The organism is Luteimonas panaciterrae (assembly GCF_020511115.1).
Lineage (GTDB): Bacteria > Pseudomonadota > Gammaproteobacteria > Xanthomonadales > Xanthomonadaceae > Luteimonas > Luteimonas panaciterrae.
The window spans coordinates 118,921-140,593 of the sequence record NZ_JAJAVH010000014.1 but is presented as its reverse complement, the minus strand read 5'-3'; the positions used below and the strand labels follow the sequence as shown (position 1 = coordinate 140,593).

Here is a 21,673-nt window from a genome sequence, read left to right as displayed (position 1 = left end):
AGGTCGTTCCCGATGCCGTTGAATATTTCCCGCTGGTCTTTCCGTGCGCAATGCCTGCTCGGCTTCGCGATCTGCGCCGCGCTGATCGGTTTCGCGCTCTTCTCGCAGTTCCAGTGGGGCCTGCAGCCGTGCCCGCTGTGCATCTTCCAGCGCATCGCCTTCGCGGCGCTCGGCGTGGTGCTGCTGATCGCCGGCTTGCATGCGCCGCGCGGCGGCAAGGGACGCGCGATCTACGGCGTGCTCGCTCTGATTCCGGCGCTGGTCGGCATCGGCATCGCCGCCCGCCATGTCTGGATCACGCACCTGCCGGCGGACCAGGTGCCCGAATGCGGCCCGCCGCTGTCGTTCATGATGGAAGCCAATCCGCTGACCGAGGTGATCAAGAAGGTGCTCACCGGTTCCGGCGAGTGTGCCAAGGTCGACTGGACCTTCCTGGGCCTGTCGATGCCGGCCTGGAGCCTGCTCTGGTTCGTGCTGCTGACCTTGCTGGTCCTGACGGCCGCCTTCCGTCGCCGCTGAGCGGCTGGGCATTGGAAAGTCTGGCTAAGCTCGCCATGCCGTCAGCACGGTGAGCGGGCTGGGCTTTTCGATCGAGGCGAACTAAATAGTTGCGAAAGCAAGGGTTGCAGACGGCGTTTTTCAGGCAGATGATGCTTTCGCTGCGCCGCAACAATGCGCTGCTTTCCCACTCCCCGCACTTGCCTGTGCGGATTTTTCGAATACGAATATGCCGTCCTCCGATCGCACTCTCCGCACCGTGAATCTTCCCGCCGACTGGGCGCCCGATAGCTGGCGCTCGCGCAAGGCCCTGCAGCTGCCGGCTTATCCAGACGCCGTGGCGCTCGCCGGCGTGCAGGACGAATTGCGCGCGCTGCCGCCGCTGGTGACCTCGTGGGAAATCCTTGCGCTCAAGCAGCAGCTCGCCGAGGCGCAGGAAGGCAAGCGCTTCCTGCTGCAGGGCGGCGATTGCGCGGAGAGCTTCAGCGACTGCACGTCCGATGTGATCTCAAACCGCCTCAAGGTGCTGCTGCAGATGAGCCTGGTGCTCGTGCACGGCCTGCGCCTGCCGGTGGTGCGCGTGGGTCGCTTCGCCGGCCAGTACGCCAAGCCGCGTTCGGCCGATTTGGAAACGCGCGGCGACGTGTCGCTGCCGAGCTATCGCGGCGACGTGATCAACGGCCCTGAGTTCACGCCGGAAGCGCGCACGCCCGATCCGCGCCGCATGGTCAAGGCGCATGCGCGTTCGGCGATGACGATGAATTTCGTGCGTTCGCTGATCGACGGCGGTTTCGCCGACCTGCACCATCCCGAATACTGGGACCTGCGCTGGGTGAAGCATTCGCCGCTCGCGGACGAATATCACCGCATGGTGTCCAACATCGGCGATGCGGTGAAGTTCATGGAGACGCTGTCCGGCTCGCAGGTGTACAACCTCAACCGCGTCGACTTCTACACCTCGCACGAAGCGCTGCTGCTGCCCTACGAGGAAGCGCAAACGCGCGAGGTGCCGCGGCAGTGGGGCTGGTTCAATCTCAGCACGCACTTCCCGTGGATCGGCATGCGCACCGCGGCGGTCGATGGCGCGCACAGCGAATACTTCCGCGGCATCCGCAATCCGATCGCGGTGAAGGTCGGGCCGTCGGTCACGCCGGATCAATTGCTCGAGCTCATGGACGTGCTCAATCCGGATGACGAACCGGGACGGCTGAGCCTGATCCATCGCATGGGTGCATCGCAGGTGGCGGAGAAGCTGCCGCCGCTGCTGGAAGCGGTGAAGCGCGACGGTCGCCGCGTGCTGTGGATCTGCGATCCGATGCACGGCAACACCGAATCGACCAGCAACGGTTTCAAGACACGCCGCTTCGACAAGATTCGCGGCGATATCGAGCAATCTTTCGACGTGCACGCAGCGGCGGGTACACGCCTGGGCGGCGTGCATCTGGAACTGACGGGCGAGGACGTCACCGAATGCACGGGTGGCGCGCGCGATCTGACCGACGTCGATCTCGAACGCGCCTATCGCTCCACCGTCGATCCGCGCCTGAACTACGAGCAGGCGCTGGAAACGGCGATGCTGATCGTGCGCAAGCAGTCACAGCTCGCGGCGCCTCGGCCGGCGTGACGATGCCCTAGTGCGGCCGCGCGAGATGCGTGGCCGCGCTTCGTGATGTCCCGAATGCGAAGAGAGTTCGCCCGGATGTCTCGTCTTTTGCTTACTGCGGCACGCAGGTCAAAGTGAAGGTGACGCTGCCGCCTGCGGCTAGGGTTCCCAACGTGACGCCGCTTCCTTGCAGCGTTGCCAGCGGCACGGTCGCCGACGGGCAGGCCGCGCCGGTGCATGGCACTGGTGTATTGCAGACCAGGCTTGCATTCGCGGGATCTCGCACGACGGCGCCCGTCAATGGCCCCGAGCCACTGTTGGTCGCGACGATCGAATAGGCGGTCGCCACGCCTCTGATCACGGTATCGGATGGCTGGTCGGTCGCCCCACTGGCCGGCGTGTTGGTCTTGGTGATCGTCAGGTTGGTCTGCAGCTGATTGGTGTACGTGCAGGTGACGCCGCTGTCGGTCGGCATGACGATCGTTCTGCTCAAACCCGAACCGCTTACCGCGACCGCGCTGCCGTCGCTCGTCTTGGCGCAGGCCAGGGTCGTGGCATAGCTGGATGCGTTGCCGTTGCTGAAGGATTCGGCGAGCGTCACCGTGCTGCCCGCAGCGGCGCCGGCGGTGGCATTGGTCGTCGTCGACGGCGCCGTGGACGTGCCCGCGGTGGCGTCGATCACGCCGCTACCGCTGATCGTCAGGTTGACGGCGTTGCCGGCGACCGCGCTGACCCAGGTCTTGCCCAGGCTCACGGGCAGGTTGACGTTCAAGACGGCGCAACTGGTGGGCGCGATGATGAAGTTGAGACCGGTGATGTTGGCCGGACAGTTCTGCAACGCAGTGGTGACATTGCTGGCGACGCGCACGTTCACCGTCACCGTGCATGAGGCGACCGCCGGCAGACTGCCGTTGATGGTGATCGACGAGGCGCCGGTGGTGGCGTTGGTGGTCACCGTCGTGCAGGTGCCACCGACCGTGGTGTTGGCGAGCGTCATGCCGGTGGGCAGGTTGTCGGTGAAGCTCCAGGCGGGCTTGGCCAGATTGTCACTGGTATTGGTGATGGTGAACGTCAGTACGGAAGTGCCGCCGGCCGTCACCGGGTTGGGCGAGAACGACTTGCTGAGAGTCGGCGTGGCGTCGAGCACGCGGATGTTGTCGACGGAGAGATCGTTGCCGAGCGTCGCGCCGTTGTTGTTGTACAGCCGCACGCCGAGCGAAGTGCCTGTGTACTTGAGCGCGGCCGTCGTGGTCAGGGTTTGCGTGTAGACAGTGACGGTGGCGGGGAACGGCGACGTCTGCAAATTGGCGACACTCGACGATGTTCCGCCGGCGCCGCAGGCGTTGAGCGGACCGCCGATGTTGGTGGAGCCGCCCGAGCCGTCGATCAGCTGGAACTGCAGCAGCGGATCGCCGCCCGATGCGCCGCAGCTTCTGGCGGCGATGTCGACCGAGAATGTGTAGAAGTGATTGGCCGGAACCGGAATCAGGCTGTTGGTGCGAAACATCACGCCGTTGGTGGCGCCGGACCCGATCGTGGTGCAGGTGCCGTTCGGGCATTCGGTGTAGGCGCTGAGGACGTGGTTGTTGTCGCCGCCGCCGAAGCGATTGCCCATGCCGCGGGCCAGGGTGCGAATGGCGTTGTAGGACTGCGCGCCCGAATCCGGGCGGCACCTGTTCTGCGCCGTGGCCCAGCCCGGCGCGGTGGAATTGTTCGCGCTCAGGATGACGCCATTACAGAAAGCGCCGTTGAGCCAGTCGGTCGCGGCCGTGTATGTCTGCCCCGGAGGCGTGGTGCCGACGTAGCTGGCGCCGGCCACCGAGAAGCCTTGGGCGCCGGTGGCGGTGTTGTTGATGGCGTTCTCGAAGTTCTCGAGAAAGACGGTGGTCTGTGCCTGCACCGTGATCGGGAAAGAGAGAACGAATGTCGCCACGATTCCCAGACGCACGCACAAAGCCCTGAGCCAGCGTGCTTTGCCGCTGGTGCGGTGCCCCGAAGAGTTGTTCATGCGATTCCCCTTGGCCGCACTGGCGTCCGACGAATCGCATCGAACCGGCAGTGGCCGCTGATTGACGCGCCCACTATACCCAATGCGTGAAGAAAATGTGACGAAATGCTGTAAATTCTCAAAGAGTAACGAGAATTACCATAAACCCACTGTTCTCAGGAATTCATGCGACAGCCCGAAGCGGTTCGCCGGCAGCAGTTCCGCCGAATAAGCCGAGGCGCTATGGCGAGACAGTCTTCAGGAACCGCGGCGGCTTGCGCGCATGCGTGCGCTGCTCGAAGGCGTAGGCCAGCTCGATGAGGCGTGCCTCGCTCCAGGCGCGGCCCATGAAGATCAGCCCGAACGGCAGGCCATGGCTGTCGCCCATCGGCACGGTGATGCTGGGCGTGCCCGCGACCGCCGCCGCGCCGTAGCCGGCACCGGTGAAGTGATCGCCGTTGACCGGATCGGTCAGCCAGGCCGGCCCGGTCGCCGGTGCGATCAGCGCATCGAGTTTGTCTTTCTCGAGCGCGGCCTCGAGGCCTTCCTTGCCGGCCAGGCGACGCGCCTTGTCGCGCGCGTCGAGGTAGGCCTTGTCGGTAAGCGGACCTTTCTTCCGCGCCTGCTCGAACAGCTCCTGTCCGAACCACGGCATTTCCAGCGCGGCGTGGTTCTTGTCGAATGCGATCAATTCGTCCAGCGTCTTGATCGGCGCATCGCTCTGGCGCAGATACGTTTCGAGATCGGTCTTGAATTCGTATAGCAGCACTTCGAATTCGGCATCGTCCCATTGTCCGGCGGTGGCGATCTTGGTCTCGACGATCGTGGCGCCGGCGGCCTTCAGCGTGTCGATCGCGCGTTCGAATGCCGCGTTGACATCGGGTTGTGAATTGACGCCGTGTTCCTTCAGCACGCCGATGCGCGCGCCTTTCAATGCATCGGGTTTCAGGTGCGTCGAATAATCGATGGATGCCGGACGCGAGGCCTGCGTCGATGCGGCATCGGCGTCGTCGCGCGCCGCGATCGCGGTGAGCAGGAGCGCCGCATCGGCGACGTTGCGCGTCATCGGTCCGGCCGTGTCCTGGCTGTGCGAGATCGGGATGATGCCCTGGCGGCTCACCAACCCCACCGTCGGCTTGATGCCGACGAGTCCCGCCACCGACGACGGACAAATCACGCTGCCGTCGGTCTCGGTGCCGATGCCGGCGACGGCGAGATTGGCGGCGATCGCGGTCCCGGTGCCGGAGCTGGAACCGCAGGGATTGCGATCGAGCGCATATGGATTCTTGGTCTGCCCGCCGCGTCCGCTCCAGCCGGAGGTGGAGCGCGAGGAGCGGAAGTTCGCCCATTCGCTGAGATTGGTCTTGCCGAGAATCACGGCGCCGGCTTCACGCAGGCGTTGCACGAGAAAAGCATCGTGCTTGGGTTTGTGCTCGGCGAGCGCGAGCGATCCGGCCGAATTGACCATCGGCGTCGCATCGATGTTGTCCTTGAGCAGGATCGGAATTCCGTGCAGCGGTCCGCGCGTCTTCCCGGCTTTGCGTTCCTCGTCGCGCGCCGCGGCTTCCTTCAATGCATCCGGATTGAGTTCGATCACCGAATTCAACGCCGGACCGGCATCGTCGATCGCGGCGATGCGGATGAGATAGGCGTGGGTCAGCGTCGCGCTGTCGAATTCGCCACGCGACATGCGCGATTGGAGGGCGGCGATGTCGGTTTCTTCATAAGCGAAGGAGGCGGCCGCCGTGCTGAAGTCCGGCTTGGGAGCGCTGTCCTGCGCCTGCGCGGTGAAACCGAAAGCGCACAGCCACAACGCGTACATCGGATGGCGAGGCGAGGACATCGCGGGCTCCTGTTGGCGAGGAACGACTAGAGGGGCGGGTATGTCGGACAAGGATACGGTTGCTCGTACCCGCTCGCCTAGCGCACTTCTTTCAAATGTTTGCTGCCATGCGGCAAACGCGGAGTGACGTCATCCCAGCGAAAGTTGGGACCCATTTTGCTGTTGCTCTTGTTATTACGGGTGCGTGCTTAAGCGAAGCAAAAACAAAATGGGTTCCAGCTTTCGCTGGGATGACGGGCTGGAGGTTTAGCGCCGCCGCCTGACGAGATCGCGCCCGAGCACCCACACCACGAGCAGGTTCAGGGCCAGCACCGCCACCGACAGCCAGCCCGGATGCTTGAACAAGGCGTAGACGTCGAGCGGCAGGTACACGGCCGCGCTGATGCAGCCCAGCCACGAGGCCCAGGCCTTGGCGCGCCACAGGCCCCAGGCTTCGAGCATGCGCATCAGGCCATAGATCAACGCGATCGCGGCCGCGGTATGCACCGAGTCGGGATTGATCGCCTGCGTCAGCCAGCCCAAGGCACCGTGATTGGGATCGAGCTGGAAGCGGCCGGTGAGTTCGCGCAGCCAGCGCACCAGTGGCGCGGGACCGAGCAGTTCAAGACCGCTGGCGACGAAGATCGCCAGCAAACCCTTGGCGGCTTCGAAGATCGCGATGGCGTGCAGGCCCGGATGCGCGTGCGGATCCGGGTTGTAGTGCACGTCGGTTTCCATGCGTGTTTTCTATGCGGCGCGATTGTGCGGCACGATTACGCGGCGCGGCTGGCGCGCTTGCGGTCGACTTCGGTGCGCAGCTTCTTGCGCAGACGGATCGCCTTGGGCGTGACTTCGACCAGCTCGTCGTCGTCGATGAACTCCAGCGCCTGTTCCAGCGACAGCTTGATCGGCGGGATCAGGCCTTCGTCCTGGTCCTTGCCGGCGGCACGGAAGTTGGTCAGCTGCTTGCCGCGCAAGGCATTGACGGTGAGGTCGTTGTCCTTGGAGTGGATGCCGACGATCTGGCCTTCGTAGATTTCCTCACCCGGCTCGATGAAGAGACGGCCGCGCTCCTGCATCGCGATCTGCGCGTAGGCGGGTGAGGGGCCGGTGCCGTTGGAGATCAGCACGCCGTTGATGCGCTGGCCGATGTCGCCTTCCGCGCGCGGGGCGTAATGATCGAAGACGTGGAACAGCAGGCCGGTGCCGGCGGTGAGCGTGCGGAATTCGGTCTGGAACCCGATTAGTCCACGCGCGGGGATGAGGAATTCCAGACGCACGCGGCCCTTGCCGTCCGGTTCCATGTTCTGCAGCTGTGCCTTGCGCTCGCCGAGGCGGCCCATCACGCCGCCCTGGAACTGTTCTTCCATGTCGACGACGAGTTGCTCGTAGGGTTCCTGCTTCACGCCGTCGATGTCGCGGATGATCACTTCCGGACGCGACACGGCGAGCTCGTAGCCCTCGCGGCGCATGGTTTCGATCAGGATCGACAGGTGCAGTTCGCCGCGGCCGCTGACCTTGAACTTGTCGGCGTCGGCGGTGTCCTCGACCTTCAGCGCGACGTTGTGCTGCGTCTCGCGAGTGAGGCGATCGCGCAGCTGGCGCGAGGTGAGGAACTTGCCGCCACTGCGCTCCTTCACGCCCGCGAACGGCGAATCGTTGACCTGGAAGGTCATCGAGATCGTGGGTTCGTCGACGGTGAGCACGGGCAGCTGTTCGACCGCGTCCTGCGCGCACAGCGTGTCGGAGATGCCGAGACCCTCGATACCGCTGAAGGCGATGATGTCGCCGGCCTGCGCTTCGGGGACTTCCACGCGCTCCAGGCCCATGAAACCGAGCACCTGCAGCACCTTGGCGTTGCGCGTCTTGCCTTCGCGATCGATCACGGTGACGGACTGGTTGGTCTTCACCTTGCCGCGCTGGATGCGGCCGACGCCGATGATGCCGACGTAGTTGTTGTAGTCGAGCGAGGTGACGCGCATCTGGAACGGGCCGTCCGGATCGACTGGCGGCGCGGGCACGTGCTGCGTGATCGCTTCGAACAGCGGCGTCATGTCGCCTTCGCGCACGTCCTCGGTGAGGCCGGCGTAGCCCTGCAGACCGGAGGCGTAGACGGTGTGGAAGTCGAGCTGATCGTCGTTGGCGCCGAGGCGGTCGAACAGATCGAAGGTCTGGTCCAGCACCCAGCTCGGACGCGCGCCCGGACGGTCGACCTTGTTCACCACCACGATCGGCTTGAAGCCCATCGCGAACGCTTTCTGCGTGACGAAGCGCGTCTGCGGCATCGGGCCGTCCATCGCGTCGACCAGGATCAGCACCGAGTCGACCATCGACAGCACGCGCTCGACCTCGCCGCCGAAGTCGGCGTGGCCGGGGGTGTCGACGATGTTGATGCGCCAGGCTTCGCCGGTCTTCGGGTCGGTCCAGCGGATCGCGGTGTTCTTGGACAGGATCGTGATGCCACGTTCCTTTTCCAGGTCGTTGCTGTCCATGACGCGGTCGGGGACCACGGCGCGCTCGCTGAGCGTGCCCGACTGCTTGAGCAGCTGGTCAACGAGGGTGGTCTTGCCATGATCGACGTGGGCGACGATGGCGATGTTGCGAAGGCGTTCGATGGACATGACGAGATGCGCGCACAGCGGTGGAGCGGGGCGCGGACAGGTGTAGTGAAGGTAGCCCATCATTATAGCGTGTTGCGGTGCGTCAAAGGTGGCGATGGGGGCCATCCATTGAATCGGGCCGCCCCGGCCCTTATCTCCGGGACCTGTCCCATCCCAAACAGAAGGTCCCCGCATGTCCCTGCATGCCGTTTTCGACACCGACCGTGGCCCGATCAAGATCGAGCTGTACCCCGACAAGGCGCCGCTGACGGTGGCCAATTTCGTCAATCTGGCCAAGCGCGGGTTCTACGACGGGCTGAATTTCCACCGCGTGATCGCCGATTTCATGATCCAGGGCGGTTGCCCGGAAGGCTCCGGCCGCGGCGGCCCTGGCTACAAGTTCGAGGACGAGACCCGCAACGGCGTGAAACATGAACGTGGCGTGCTCTCGATGGCCAATGCCGGCCCCAACACCAACGGCAGCCAGTTCTTCATCACCCACGTCGCCACGCCCTGGCTGGACGGCAAGCACACCGTGTTCGGCAAGGTCGTCGAAGGCCTGGAGGCCGTGGACAAGGTGAAGCAGGGCGATACGATCAAGTCGGTCCGCATCGAAGGCGACGCCGATGCCGCGCTGGCCGCGAAGGCGGAGCGCGTGGCCGAGTGGAACAAGATCCTGGCGGCCTGAGACGCCCACACACCGGCCCCTCTCCCCAAGCGGGAGAGGGGCTTCCCGGCAGTCACTCCCCGCTGCCGCCGCCTTCCCGCTTCCCCATGATGAAGCTGCCAGGCACCCCCATCCCCATGATCCCGCCCGGCGTCGACGCCGGCCCCGCGCGCACCACCCCGATCTGCGCGCCGGTTACGCCGCCTTGCACCATCGGCTCGCCGCCCAGGCTGGTGAGTTCCAGCACGCCGCCGTTGGCGCCTTTCGACAGGCTCGCGATCGCGTTGCCCTGATCGTTCCAGACCGCGACCAGTCCGCCACCGTCGTTCTCGGCGCGCAACGAGGCGATCGGTCGATCGGAATCGCGGAAGACACTGACGTTGCCATTGCGGTTCGCATCGCTGCCGACCTTGGCCAGCAGCTTGCCGCCGGCATCCCGGATCTCGACACCGCCTTCGTTGTCGCTGTTGCTCACGCCGACGGCGGCGAGCGGATTCTTCGGCCCGGACGCGTTCGAATACAGCCGCAGTGCCACGTTTCCTTTCTCGGTGATGCCGAGGTTGGCGATGCGCTGATTGTTCTTGCGCACCTCGAAGCCCTTGTCCTCGCTCATCAATGTCTTGATGTCGTTCTCGCCGCTGTCGCCGGCGATGTAGGCGCCGAGTGTTCCATCGTGCATTTCGCCGAACCAGCCTTGCCTGCTTGAGTTCATCACGCGAATGCCGGGCTTGTCGCCGCCTTCGATGGCGACGCCCTTGACGGTGGTGCCCGCGGCATCGAGCACGTAAAGGCCGCGAACCGAACCGGCGGTGACCTGCATGATCGGCACGCCCTTGTCGTCCACCACCGTGAATGGTGCTTGCACTTGGTTGTCTTTCTGTTTTGATTCCAGCGCGTTCGATTCCAGCGCGGCAACGCGCTTGGCCAATGCCGCGGTCTGGCTTTGCTCCTCGGCCAATTGCAGACCACTGAGCCGCTTTTCGATTTCCTTGACGCGCTTGTCCAGCGTGTCGTATCGGGCTTGGAGTGTTTCAACCTCTTGCGCAGAGATCCCGGTTGCAGAGTGCGGATTCTGCTGGGCGCATGCCGCCGTGGGAAGCAGCGACGATACGAGGGACAACAACAGGGCGATTGCGAGTTTGTGTCTTGGCACGGGAGTTTCCTCGGGCTTGGAAGGCCGCTGTTTGCGTGGCGTCGTCGTCATCGATGATTTGCCGCCGGCAGGGCTTGCAGATAGAGGTGCAGGGCAGCCAGGTCGGTGTCGTCGAGTTGCGCCAGCGACGCGAAGGGCATCACCTTGCTGACCTGGCTGCCGTCGGGGCGCAAGCCGGTGCGCATCATCCTGGTGAAGGCATCGGACTGCCGGTAACGCGCCATCGCGCCGTTGGCACTCGGCCGCAGATCGGCAGCGGCGGGCCAATCCGGCGGCACGCCGGGAATCTTGCCGCCGGACAGATCCGCGCCATGACATCCCATGCACATGTTGGCGACGTAGGCGCCATGCATCGCGGTCGCGCCGGCAGGCACCGGTCGCGCGGGCGGCAGGCGATGGTCGATCTTCTCGGCCGCGTCCTGCATCAGGCCCGCGGCGTAGGCGAACTTCACCATCAGCGGCATCCGGATTTCCGCTTGTCCGCCTTGGGCCAGTGGCAGGCGGAGCACGTAGGCGATCAATGCGGCGAGATCGTCGTCGGTCAGACGGTTGTAGTCCTCACTCGGCATGATCAGTAGCGGATGTCCTTGCGGATTCAGGCCGTGGCGGATGCTGCGCACCCAGTCGCGCGATGTGTAATTCGCGGTCGGACTGCTGGCGCCGGGTGTGATGTTCGGCGCTTTCACGTACAGCCCGTTGGGATCGTCGATGAAGACGCGTCCGTGGCCGTCGGCGCCGTGGCATTCCATGCAGCCGCGCGAGCGATACAGATATTCGCCATGCGCGAGTGCCGCGGACGTGGTGGGATGGACGATCGGCGCGACCGCCACGTCGATGATGCGTTCTTGCTTGCTCGCAGCGGAGAGCGAAACGATCGCAATCGCGAGAATGGCCAGGACTACGATCGCGACCACGGCGGCGATGGTGATCTTGAGAGGGCGTGTCACGAAGAAGTGGTTCCTTGGAGGGCCTGGATGTCCGTGCGGTCAGCGGGCGACGACGATGCGGTCGCCGCTCACGCGCACGCGCGTGCCCTCGCGGATGCGATCGGGAAGCTCGTGCTGCCGGATCACTCGCCGGCGACCATCGTTCATGCGGACGGTGATGTCGTAGTCCTGTCCGTCGTCTTCGTCGGCGTCGCTGTCTTCCGTCGCCGCATCGCGCGCGGCATCCGCGACGGTGGCGACGTCGTCGTTGATGTGGTCCAGGGCGATGTCACCGAGCGCGCCGCCCACGGCACGCAGCACGGCATTGCCGCGACGATGCCGGCGTGCGTCGACCGGTTCGATGCGCTCGACGGTGCCGCAATCGCGGCAGGTTTCAGAGACGCGCGTCGTGGAGGCGTCGTTCGATGAAGAACGATATCGATCGGTGGCATCGGCGATGCCGACGCACGAGACCAGGGACGTCATCAGGAGAATGTTGTGAAAGCGCATCATCGAATGGCTACTCGTGGGTTTCGCGGGAATGCGTGGGCGCGGTTTGACTTAGAGCCTGGCCAGCTCGACGCGACGATTCTTCGCGCGTCCAGCATCAGTGGCGTTGCTGGCGACCGGCTCGGTGTCACCCTTGCCTTGCGGCCGCAGGCGATCGCCGGCGATGCCGTAATCGCGAGTCAATGCCTGAACGACGGCGTTGGCGCGGCGTTGCGACAACGCCAGGTTGTAGGCTGGCGTACCCATGCTGTCGGTGTGGCCGATTACCGCGACTTTCAGCGTGCCGTCGCTCTTCAGCAGTTCGGAGATCTGATCAAGCTGCGGTTTGGATTCCGGCTTGATGTCGGATTTGTCGAAGTCGAAGAGGATGCCGTACACCGAGATGTTGCCGGTGCTGGCGATGGCGCTCGCCATTTCGGTGGCGCTGGAGGTTTTCACTTCCGGCGCCTTGCTTTGGATGGGCGGCGTCGCTTCGCCGAGCGAGTCGGTCGCGGCTTTCTTTTCCTCGACGGGGGCTTCCTTTACGGCCGGCGTCCGGTCCTGGATCTTCGGCTCGCGATCCTGGATGACCGGTTCGCGATCTTGGATCGCCGGTTCCTTGCGTTCGACGATAGGCGCTTCCGGCGCTTTCTCCGCGGGTGCGACGGCCTTGACCTTGTCGGAGTCCATCGACTTGGTTTCCACCACGTCCACCAGCACGCGTGGCAGGATGTGGGCTTCGTCGCTGTCACCAGCCAGCAGCGCGACGTAGGTGATGCCTTGCGGCTGCGCCGATTTGTACAGGCCGTAGCGCGCATGGTTGGCGTAGTGGCGTCCGTTGTCGGCGATGTCGAAGTTGTCGAGCAGATCGCCGAGATTGCTCGGGTCCTTATGCGCGCCGGCGAGGCAAGCGTTGTCGTTGCAGGCGTACACCTGCTCGAAACCGTTGGCCTTGAGCTTTGCTTCGTAGTTGCGGAACAGCTCCAGCGAAGAACGCTCGGCGGGCGCTTCGTAGCGGATCTTGGTGTGGCGACCTTCGAGCTTCAGCCATTCGGTGCCGGAACGGTCGTCGACGGCGTCGCGATCGACCATCGATTGATAATCGACCGGCGCCTGCAGCAGCGCGGCTTCGTCGAATTCGGATTGCTTGTAGGCGCGGATGCCGGCGCCTTCGTAATGACCGACCAGCGGGTGATCCTTGGCGCCGTCGATGTCGCGAGCGGACGCGGTGGCCGCTTCCTGTTCGGCCGCCTCCTGGGCTTGCGCCATGGAACAGAACAGCGCGGTGACGAGGCAGGCAAGCGCAAGGGGGCGCAATGCGTGGCGGAAATTCATGCTGCGAAAACTCCTGTACGTGATGTGCGGGGGCATGCTGTGAGGAGAAAGGGCCCGAGCCTCTCCTTCCTGGGTTGGCTCTGGCGGTGCGAGTGGGGGATTTCGGTACTCGCTTCCACGTCCGCGCAAGCGCAGGACATGCACGCGGGCCGTCCTGGCCCGCGGCTTCCGAATCCTTCCGGAAGCTTCCTTTGAGGTGATGCGGCTCTGAAGTGATGCAGAACCGGCGCGGTGTCAGCCGTTTGCTTGCAGGGATTCCGGCAATTCGACCGGATGCATGACGTCCTCGCCGTAGGCCTGCGTGTAGGCGGTGCCCGGTGCCTGATCCTTCTGGCAGTCGCCGACGCGTTCGGCGAAGTGGCTGATCTTTTCGCCGCTCTCGCCGTCACTCGGGAGCGGCTGGATGGTGGCGTCGCGGAAGTAGAGGTCGTCGCCGTCGATGCGCACGCGCGTGGTGACGACCTTGTCCTCGAAGTGACAGACAGAATTGCCCAGATAGAGACCGGGCTTCGGCGAGCCGTGGTCGGTGGTGCATTTGGCCTGCGCGGGCGTCGGTGGATCGATCAGCGCCGTACTGGCGGCGTCGATGCACAGGTAGACCTTGCCTTGCTCGCTCAACGCGTTGAACTCCGGTCCTTCGACCCGCCACAGGCCGGGTTTGAGCAGGGTTTTGGTGGCGCTGGCCTGGCTCGGCGCCTGCGTGGTCTTCGCCGATGCTGCTGGCGATGCGTGAGTGGCGGTGTTCCCGGTTGCAGGTGCGCGATCCTGGTCGCGCTGGCTGCAACCCGCACCCGCGGCGGCAGCGGCCAACAGCAGGACGAGTGCGGGTGATGGTGTGCCGGTCATGAGGTGTCTCCGAGTGGAAGCGCCGATGCGTGAATGAAAATGTCTGGACGACTGTCTTGGATTCGCTGAATGCGACGATGCTTGTTCATCGCCGCGATTCGAGGCGCTACCGTAGTGATCGCGATCGGCTCCGGCCCGGAAGAAAATTTCTTTTCTTTGTGATTTTTCTTTCGCCATCGCTGAAAATGGCGGCACAGGGGCGACCGGCTTCACGTTTTCGGGTAAGGCATGGCCGCGAAAGAGGCATATCGATTCGGCGGCTTTCTGCTGGAAGCCGATCAGCGCCGGCTCTGGCGCGAACAACAAATCGTCGAGCTGCCGCCGAAGGTGTTCGATACCTTGCTATTGCTGGTGCGCCATGCGGGCGAACTGGTCGGGCGCGATGTGTTCTTCGCCACCTTGTGGCCGAACACGGTCGTCACCGATGCGAGCCTCGGCCGCCACATCTGGCAGGTGCGTCGCGCGCTCGGGCAGAGCGATGGGGAGGAGGCCTACATCCAGACCGTGCCCAAGCAGGGGTACCGGTTCATCGCGCCCGTGCAGAAGATCGCCGAGAGCGAATCCGTTGCCGCGGAAGCCAGTGATGAAGACGGCGATGGCGTCGCGAGCGTAACGACGGTTTCGTCGCGGGAGACACCGGACATCACGCTCGTCGATGCTGTGCCGCCGGCTCCGGCCGTTGCGTCAAAGCGGCGTGGTCATGCGTGGGCATGGTCCGCCCTGGCGGCATTGCTGGTCGTCGCACTGGCGGGCGCGTGGTGGTGGATGCGCCCCGCGGCCACGCCGGTGAACGTCTCCGGGACCGCGATCGACGGTTCGACCTTGGTCGCGCTGTTCGATGTCGGCCCCGCCGATGCTGGCAATCCGGGCACTGGTGGCGCATGGCTGGGCGCGGCGTTGTCGGAGCTGCTGGATCACGAGCTTGCGCTGAATGAAAGCCTGCAGATCGTTTCGGGTCGTCGTCTGTCGGAACTGGCGCCGCTCGGCGCCGGCAAGGAGCCCGATCGCGATTTGCTGGAACGTCTGCACAACCAGGTGGGTGTCGGTCTGGCCATCGCCGGGCGCTACCGCGATCTCTCCGCGCAAGCGCCGGGCAAGCTCGGCGTGGAATTGCAGGTGTTCGATGCCGTCACCGGTGCCGTTCTGCACACCATCGAGGTCGAAGGCGATCGCAGCCGTCTCGGCGAACTGGCGAGCGCTGCCGGCGAACGCTTGCGCCAGGATCTCGGTCTGCAACGCCTGACCACCGCGTTCGCCGCCACGCGCAAGGCCACGTCCAGCGACGATGCCGAAGTGCTGGAGAACTACGCTGAGGGCGTGCTCGCCGCGCGCCGCGGCGATGGCAATGCCGCGCGCACGCGCCTGAGCGCGGCGGTGGCGCGCGCGCCGGAGTTCCTGCCAGCGCAGCTGGCGCTTTCGCGCGTCTTGCAGGAGCAGGGCTATGGTCAGCGTGCGGCCGAGGTCGCGCGCACCGCGCTCACGCGCGCGGGCGGCGCGCCGCGCGAGATGCGCCTGGCGCTGGAAGCGCAGATGTACGAAGCGGAGAAATCCTGGCCGCAGGCGATCGAGACCTATCAGGCGCTGTATCGCTTCTACCCGGAGGAAATCGAATATGGACTGGGGCTGGCGCGTGCCCAGGCCAAGGGTGACAACGTCAACCAGGCGCTCGCGACCTTGGCGGCGCTGCGCCGCAACGGCAGCGGCAACGATCCGCGCGTGGATCTGTGCGCGGCCGATCTTGCCGAAGCGCGCGACGACTATCCGGCGCTGCTGGCGGCCGCCGAAAGCGCCTTGAAGAGTGCGCAGAAATTGCAGGCGCCGCACCTGATCGCGTTGGCGCTGCGCAATCGCGCATGGGCGCAAGACAAACTCGGTAACAACGCTGCAGTTCTGGACGACTACGGCGAGGCGGCCCGCTTGTACCGGCAGCTGAGGGATCCGCTGGGGCAGGCGAGCATCCATAACGAGCTGGGCAGCTACTACTTCAATCATGGCGATTTCGCCCGCGCCGCGCCGCTGTATCAGCAGGCGCTGGTGCTGTTCGAGGGCGCGGGCGTGAAATCGGGCGAGATCGCCGCGTTGTCCAATCTCGCCAACATCGCCTGGGAGCAGGACAAGCGCGGCGAAGTGAAGAACCGGCTGGAAATAGTTCTGCAGCTCGGGCGCGAGCTCGGCGATCCGGAACGCGAAGCCTGGACGCTCAGCGCGCTGGGCACCTTGCAGGCCGATATGGGGCAGACCGCAGCGGCGCTGGCCAGCTATCGCGACGCGATCACGGTCTCTGAACGCAACGGTCTGGAAGGGCAGGGCGCGTGGTCGCGGCGCGAAATGGCGGAGCTGCTGCGCCTGCGCGGCGAATACGCGGAAGCACGCCGTCTGGCGGAAGAAGCGCTGGCGGTGGAAGTGCGGCTGAAGAACCGCAGTGGTGAAGCCGAAGCCCTGATGCGTCTTGGGCAGGTGTTGCGCGACAGCGGCGATTTCGCGGGCGCGCGGGCACGTCTGCAAGCGGCATTGTCGGCGTCGCGTCGCGACAAGCTGGATTACACCACCGCCTGCATCGAGATGGAGCTGGCGGTTCTGTCGCTGCGCGAGAGCAAGCCGGATGAAGCCTTGCCGCTGCTCCAGGGCATCATTCCGATCCTGCGCAACAACGATTCGAAATCGGGACTCGCGCTCGTGGACGCGTTGCGTGCGGAAGCCTTGTCGGCCCTGCATCGTGGAGAGGAGGCCCACGTGGCGCTGAAGAACGCCGTGGTGTTCGCCGAGACACATCCCGACACGCTGGAAGCCTTGGCCATCCGCATGAGCGAGGTGCGCGTGCTGACGGCGGAGGATCAGCGCGACAACGCCGCCGTGCATGCCGGCGCGCTCGTCAAGCAGGTCAGGCAGCGCGAGCTGGGAGGGTTGCTCGCACAGATCGAGCTGTTGCAGAAGCAGGGATTGCAGAATCCAAACCAGGCGGCGGGCGTCACGGCGATCCGCTGAACGCCTCGGCATCCGGCGCCGCGACCCGCAACCGGCGGGGAAATGGCGCGGAAAGGCCCCTCGGAGGCGGCCGCGCCGTTACAATGATGGGGGTCCCCACCAGGTCAAGCTCCCCCCATGCCCCCCGCACTTTCCCGGCGCATCGGTCGCGCCAAGCCCAGCGCGATCATGCAGGTGGCCGAAAAGGCCAAGCAGCTCAAGGCCGAAGGCCGCGACATCATCAGTTTCTCCATCGGCGTTCCCAACTTCCTCCCCGGTCCGCACGTGTACGAAGCCGCGCGCGCGGCGCTGGAGAAGGATTCCGGCCAATACGGCAGCAATCGCGGCGCCGACGCGCTGCTGGATGCCTTTCTCAAGCACATCGAACAGGTCGGCCTGACCGGCTACACGCGCGCCAATTGCGCCACCGGCATCGGCGCCAAGCACGTGCTGTACAACATCTGCGACGCGATCCTGGACGAAGGCGACGGCTTCGCGTTCCCGACGCCGTACTGGACCAGCTATCTCGACATCGCCGAGATCCTCAACGCCGACATCCAGCTGCTGCCGTGCCCGCCCGAGCAGGATTACAAGCTCACGCCGGCACAACTCGACGCCGCGCTGGCGAAGAAGCCCAAGCTCTTCCTGTTCAACAACCCGTCCAACCCGACGGGCATGGTGTACACGAAGGAAGAAATCGCGGCGCTGGCCGACGTGGTGGCCAAGTATCCGGACACGTGGATCCTCACCGACGACATCTACAACCGCATGGTGTTCGACGGCATCGGCTACCACAACTTCCTGCATTTCCGCCCGGAACTGCGTGATCGCCTGATCTTCATGGATTCGCTGTCGAAGACCTACGGCATGCCGGGTTGGCGCGTCGGTTTCATGGTCGGGCCGGAATCGATCGCCAAGGCGATCACCACGCTCAACTCCAACCACATCACCAACATTCCGGAAATCGTCACCGCCGCCGCAGTCGCCGCGCTGACCGGGCCGCAGGACGTGCCGACGCAGAAAAACGCCGAGTTCCAGGCCAAGCGCGATCAGGTGCTCGCCGCGCTCAATGCGATTCCGGGCGTGGTCTGCCCGAAGCCGCAGGGCGCGTTCTACGCATTTCCGGACATCAGCGTGGCTTTCGGCAAGTCGCACAACGGCAAGAAGATCGAGAACGATTTCGACCTCTGCAACGCGCTGCTGGAAAGCAAGGGCGTGGCCTGCGTGCCGGGCTCGGCGTTCGGCGAGCCGCGCGCGCTGCGCATCAGCTACACCTGCCCGACGCCGCAGCTGGCGCCCGGGTTGCAGCGCTTCCAGGAATTCTTCGCCGAACTCGTCTGAGTCCGGCGCTAGAACACGACGACGGCGATCGGCATGCGCATCCTCATCCTGCTGCTGGTGCTCGGGCTGGCGGGTGGTCTGTATCAATACTCGCGCGGGAAGCTGCCCTTCCTGCCCGGCGCGGAGACGCAGGTGCAGCTGCAACCCGGCGATCCGCGCATGGGTACCGGTGAGACCGGCGTGGTGATGCTCATGGCGGAGTGGTGCGGCTATTGCGCGAAGCTGCGCAAGGATTTCGAACTGGCGAACGTGCGTTACCGCATGCTCGACGTCGACACGCCCGAAGGCGACCAGGCGATGCAGGCAATGGGTCTGCAGGGCGTGCCGGTGCTGATCGTCGGGCAGGACGTCGTGCATGGCTACCAGCCCAGCGAAATCCGTCAGCTGCTCGAACCGCTCGGATATCGCCTCTGATTTCGTCGGCCCGCGGCCGCGTCGCCGCGGGTCTTGTCCCTCACTTTTGACCCTTCAGCAAAAGGAACCCCCTCATGAAGACTCCACTCCGTGTTGCCGTCACCGGCGCCGCCGGCCAGATCGGCTACGCCCTGCTGTTCCGCATCGCTTCCGGCGAAATGCTCGGCAAGGACCAGCCCGTGATCCTGCAGCTGCTGGAACTGCCGATCGACAAGGCCCAGGCCGCGCTCAAGGGCGTGATCATGGAGCTGGAAGACTGCGCGTTCCCGCTGCTGGCCGGCGTGATCGGCACCGATGATCCGAAGGTCGCGTTCAAGGACGTCGACGTCGCCCTGCTGGTCGGCGCCAAGCCGCGCGGCCCGGGCATGGAGCGCAAGGATCTGCTGCTGGAAAACGCTAAGATCTTCACCGAACAGGGCAAGGCGCTGAACGAAGTCGCCAGCCGCAACGTGAAGGTGCTGGTGGTCGGCAATCCGGCCAACACCAATGCCTACATCGCCATGAAGTCGGCGCCGGACCTGCCGGCGAAGAACTTCACCGCGATGCTGCGCCTGGACCACAACCGCGCGCTCAGCCAGCTCGCCATCAAGGCCGGCGTCGCCGTCGGCGACATCGAGAAGCTGATCGTGTGGGGCAACCACAGCCCGACCATGTATCCGGACTACCGTTTCGCCACCGCTGGCGGTGCTTCGCTGAAGGACAAGATCAACGACGCGGCCTGGAACAGCGACACCTTCATCCCGCAGGTCGGCAAGCGCGGCGCCGCGATCATCGAGGCGCGCGGCCTGTCGTCGGCCGCTTCGGCCGCCAACGCCGCCATCGACCACGTGCGCGACTGGGTGCTGGGCAGCAATGGCAAGTGGGTGACGATGGGCGTGCCGTCCGACGGCAGCTACGGTATTCCGGAAGGCGTGATCTACGGCGTGCCGGTGACCACGGCCAATGGTGAATACACCCGCGTGCAGAATCTCGAGGTCGATGCTTTTAGCCGCGAGCGCATGGACAAGACACTGGCGGAGCTTGAGGAAGAGCGCGCTGGCGTGACGCATCTGCTCGGCTGATCGTTTTCGAGCGATGTGCCGCCGTTTGGCCGTTGAAGATCAGGCCGGCCGATAAATCTGCGCCACCGCGCCGCCCGGAAAGGCCCTCGAGCTGACCAGCTCGAGTGGCCTCGGAGCGGGCAGGTCGGAGAAGATCGGCAGGCCTTTGCCCAGCGCGATCGGATAGACCATCAGGGCGTACTCATCGACCAGATTCTGGGCGATGAGACTACGCGCGAAGCTGGCGCCTCCCAGGGCGATGATCGGCTTGCCATCCTGAGCCTTCAGCTTGGCGATTTCGTGGGCCAGGTCGCCGCTCGCCACGTAGGCCTCCGCCCAGCTTTCCGCGCCGGGTTGAAGCTGCCCGGTTTCGGTGTCGCCGGTGTGGGAGTCTCCAGGTCCTTTGGCCGTGGCGGCCGCCTGCAGGATCATCGTTCCCTGTTTTGAAAAGACCGCCTTGGGAATCTGATTCATCGGCGGGGCGAACACCGTGGTGGAAGTTGGCCAAAAGGAGGCCATGGCCTGAAAGGAGCGGCTGCCCATGATGAGCAGGCCGGCGTTCCACAAGTTCTCCACTTTCCAGGCGATGGCTTCCTGATCGCCGCTGAATATCCATTGGATTTCGCCCTCGGGGCCGCTGACAAAGCCGTCGAGCGACATGGCCATCGTCAGGATCAACTTTCTCATCACCTTCTCCTCGCGTTAGTCCGACCCGGGGATGGGTCAGATCGATTGGTTCCGCAGGTCGCTTTGCCGGCTTTCACGATCACGACGAGCAACCGAAACCGAATTCGACAAACCGTCCGAAAAAATTACGGGTTGGCATGCATCGGACAATCCACACGAAAACGCCGGGCGATGCCCGGCGTTTTCGTGTCCAGCGAAGTGGGGCGCGTCACTTCATGCGATCGGCCACCGTGCGCCAATCCACGATGTTCCAGAACGCCTCGACGTACTTCGAGCGCGCGTGGCGGTAATCGAGATAGTAGGCGTGCTCCCACAGGCAGCACGCCAGCAGCGGCGTGTCGTCGCCGGTCAGTGGTGTCGCGGCGTTGGCGGTGGCGGCGATGCTCAGCGTGCCGTCTCCGCGCTGCAGGAGCCAAAGCCAGCCCGAGCCGAACGTGCGCTCGGCGATCGCGGCGAATTGCGCCTTGAAGCGCGCGAAATCCCCGAAAGTCCGGGTGATGGCGTCCGCCAGCTTGTCCGCTGGTTCGCCGCCACCCCCGCCGGCCGCCGGCTTCAGGCTCGCCCAGTAGAAGGCATCGTTCCAGGCCTGCGAGGCATGGTTGAACAGGTTGCCCTGCGCCTTGCGCACGATGTCCTGCAAGGCCGCTTCGGCGAGCTCGGTGCCCTCGATCGCGGCATTCACCTGCGCCAGATGCGCCTTCTGCAGGTTGTGATGGCTTTCCACCGTCTCGGCGGACAGATGCGGTTCGAGGGCGCTGGTCGTGTAGGGCAGGGAAGGGATTTCGAGGGTCATGTTCCGGTCGGGTTGAAAAGGCTGGCCCCTGGTTTGACAGCCCCGATGATGCGGGCGTCCGGGCTTACAATATGCAATTCCACCCCCACAAGCACGACCCACGGCCCTCGCGCATGCCGCGACCGTGTCTCCAGGAGTTTTTCACCATGGCCGTTCTCGAACGCATCCAGGCCGAAGTCGAAGGCCATCCCATCGTTCTCTTCATGAAGGGCACGCCGCAATTCCCGATGTGCGGCTTCTCCAGCCGCACCGTGCAGGCGCTGAAGGCCGCCGGCGCCACCGAGCTGCACACGATCAATGTGCTCGAGGAGCCGGAAGTCCGCGCCAACCTGCCGCGCTATTCCAACTGGCCGACCTTCCCGCAGCTGTTCATCCACGGCGAGTTGATCGGCGGCTGCGACATCACGCTGGAGTTGTACGAATCCGGCGAACTCGCGCGCATGATCTCGGAAGTGCAAAAGGCGTGAGCGCGGTGCGGACCGACGGCGAAGCCACATCGCAGGGCGCG

At 64.9% G+C, this 21,673-nt stretch carries 19 protein-coding genes; 8 read left to right on the top strand and 11 right to left on the bottom strand.

Going from position 1 to position 21,673, the window contains the following annotated elements; all coding sequences use genetic code 11:
• Positions 1 to 18 precede the first annotated feature (18 nt).
• Positions 19 to 519 (top strand): disulfide bond formation protein B, encoded by a 501-nt coding sequence (locus LG367_RS15470; RefSeq protein WP_226470194.1) that lies wholly within the window; start codon positions 19 to 21, stop codon positions 517 to 519.
• Between the two features lie 208 nt (positions 520 to 727).
• Positions 728 to 2,122 carry a class II 3-deoxy-7-phosphoheptulonate synthase gene (locus tag LG367_RS15465; RefSeq protein WP_226470164.1) on the top strand — a complete coding sequence of 465 codons (1,395 nt, stop codon included), beginning with the start codon at positions 728 to 730 and terminating at the stop codon, positions 2,120 to 2,122.
• A 91-nt stretch (positions 2,123 to 2,213) separates the two neighbouring features.
• Here LG367_RS15465 and LG367_RS15460 read toward each other — a convergent pair whose 3' ends face one another.
• From LG367_RS15460 to typA, 4 genes are all read right to left on the bottom strand, one after another.
• Positions 2,214 to 4,109 (bottom strand): DUF7933 domain-containing protein, encoded by a 1,896-nt coding sequence (locus LG367_RS15460; RefSeq protein WP_226470163.1) that lies wholly within the window; start codon positions 4,107 to 4,109, stop codon positions 2,214 to 2,216.
• 220 nt (positions 4,110 to 4,329) lie between these two features.
• Positions 4,330 to 5,931, bottom strand: a complete 1,602-nt coding sequence (locus LG367_RS15455) for an amidase (protein WP_226470162.1) — start codon at positions 5,929 to 5,931, stop codon at positions 4,330 to 4,332.
• Between the two features lie 246 nt (positions 5,932 to 6,177).
• Positions 6,178 to 6,648 (bottom strand): DUF2127 domain-containing protein, encoded by a 471-nt coding sequence (locus tag LG367_RS15450; RefSeq protein ID WP_226470161.1) that lies wholly within the window; start codon positions 6,646 to 6,648, stop codon positions 6,178 to 6,180.
• Positions 6,649 to 6,683: 35 nt separating this feature from the next.
• Positions 6,684 to 8,531: a translational GTPase TypA gene (typA, locus tag LG367_RS15445; RefSeq protein ID WP_226470160.1), complete on the bottom strand. Its 1,848-nt coding sequence runs from the start codon at positions 8,529 to 8,531 to the stop codon at positions 6,684 to 6,686.
• A gap of 172 nt (positions 8,532 to 8,703) precedes the next feature.
• Here typA and LG367_RS15440 point away from each other — a divergent pair, with 172 nt between their 5' ends.
• Positions 8,704 to 9,198 carry a peptidylprolyl isomerase gene (locus LG367_RS15440; RefSeq protein ID WP_226470159.1) on the top strand — a complete coding sequence of 165 codons (495 nt, stop codon included), beginning with the start codon at positions 8,704 to 8,706 and terminating at the stop codon, positions 9,196 to 9,198.
• 52 nt (positions 9,199 to 9,250) lie between these two features.
• On the opposite strand, the gene LG367_RS15435 is transcribed toward LG367_RS15440, so the two are convergent.
• From LG367_RS15435 to LG367_RS15415, 5 genes are all read right to left on the bottom strand, one after another.
• On the bottom strand, positions 9,251 to 10,330 hold the full coding sequence (locus LG367_RS15435) for a hypothetical protein (RefSeq protein WP_226470158.1): 1,080 nt from the start codon (positions 10,328 to 10,330) through the stop codon (positions 9,251 to 9,253).
• A gap of 47 nt (positions 10,331 to 10,377) precedes the next feature.
• On the bottom strand, positions 10,378 to 11,277 hold the full coding sequence (locus LG367_RS15430; RefSeq protein ID WP_226470157.1) for a c-type cytochrome: 900 nt from the start codon (positions 11,275 to 11,277) through the stop codon (positions 10,378 to 10,380).
• A 39-nt stretch (positions 11,278 to 11,316) separates the two neighbouring features.
• Positions 11,317 to 11,742, bottom strand: coding sequence for a hypothetical protein (locus tag LG367_RS15425; protein WP_226470156.1), 426 nt, complete (start codon positions 11,740 to 11,742; stop codon positions 11,317 to 11,319).
• A gap of 75 nt (positions 11,743 to 11,817) precedes the next feature.
• Positions 11,818 to 13,080 carry an OmpA family protein gene (locus tag LG367_RS15420; protein WP_226470155.1) on the bottom strand — a complete coding sequence of 421 codons (1,263 nt, stop codon included), beginning with the start codon at positions 13,078 to 13,080 and terminating at the stop codon, positions 11,818 to 11,820.
• A gap of 234 nt (positions 13,081 to 13,314) precedes the next feature.
• Entirely contained in the window at positions 13,315 to 13,926 is a 612-nt protein-coding gene (locus LG367_RS15415) for a DUF3617 domain-containing protein (protein WP_226470154.1), read from the bottom strand.
• A 228-nt stretch (positions 13,927 to 14,154) separates the two neighbouring features.
• Between LG367_RS15415 and LG367_RS15410 the strand changes: the two genes are divergently transcribed.
• The 4 genes from LG367_RS15410 (at position 14,155) to LG367_RS15395 (ending at position 19,706) form a co-directional block, all read left to right on the top strand.
• A complete protein-coding gene (locus LG367_RS15410) occupies positions 14,155 to 16,911 on the top strand; it encodes a tetratricopeptide repeat protein (protein ID WP_226470153.1) in 2,757 nt (918 codons plus the stop codon).
• A 117-nt stretch (positions 16,912 to 17,028) separates the two neighbouring features.
• Positions 17,029 to 18,231, top strand: coding sequence for a pyridoxal phosphate-dependent aminotransferase (locus tag LG367_RS15405; RefSeq protein WP_226470152.1), 1,203 nt, complete (start codon positions 17,029 to 17,031; stop codon positions 18,229 to 18,231).
• Between the two features lie 33 nt (positions 18,232 to 18,264).
• The gene (locus LG367_RS15400; protein ID WP_226470151.1) at positions 18,265 to 18,645 is read left to right on the top strand and encodes a glutaredoxin family protein; all 381 of its coding nucleotides are present in this window, start codon (positions 18,265 to 18,267) and stop codon (positions 18,643 to 18,645) included.
• Positions 18,646 to 18,719: 74 nt separating this feature from the next.
• On the top strand, positions 18,720 to 19,706 hold the full coding sequence (locus tag LG367_RS15395) for a malate dehydrogenase (protein ID WP_226470150.1): 987 nt from the start codon (positions 18,720 to 18,722) through the stop codon (positions 19,704 to 19,706).
• A gap of 39 nt (positions 19,707 to 19,745) precedes the next feature.
• Here LG367_RS15395 and LG367_RS15390 read toward each other — a convergent pair whose 3' ends face one another.
• Both LG367_RS15390 and LG367_RS15385 read right to left on the bottom strand, forming a co-directional pair.
• Positions 19,746 to 20,372 (bottom strand): dihydrofolate reductase family protein, encoded by a 627-nt coding sequence (locus LG367_RS15390; RefSeq protein ID WP_226470149.1) that lies wholly within the window; start codon positions 20,370 to 20,372, stop codon positions 19,746 to 19,748.
• A gap of 208 nt (positions 20,373 to 20,580) precedes the next feature.
• Positions 20,581 to 21,165 carry a superoxide dismutase gene (locus tag LG367_RS15385; RefSeq protein ID WP_226470148.1) on the bottom strand — a complete coding sequence of 195 codons (585 nt, stop codon included), beginning with the start codon at positions 21,163 to 21,165 and terminating at the stop codon, positions 20,581 to 20,583.
• 146 nt (positions 21,166 to 21,311) lie between these two features.
• On the opposite strand from LG367_RS15385, the gene grxD reads away from it, so the two are divergent.
• A complete protein-coding gene (gene grxD / locus LG367_RS15380) occupies positions 21,312 to 21,632 on the top strand; it encodes a Grx4 family monothiol glutaredoxin (RefSeq protein ID WP_226470147.1) in 321 nt (106 codons plus the stop codon).
• The last annotated feature ends 41 nt before the right edge of the window (positions 21,633 to 21,673 follow it).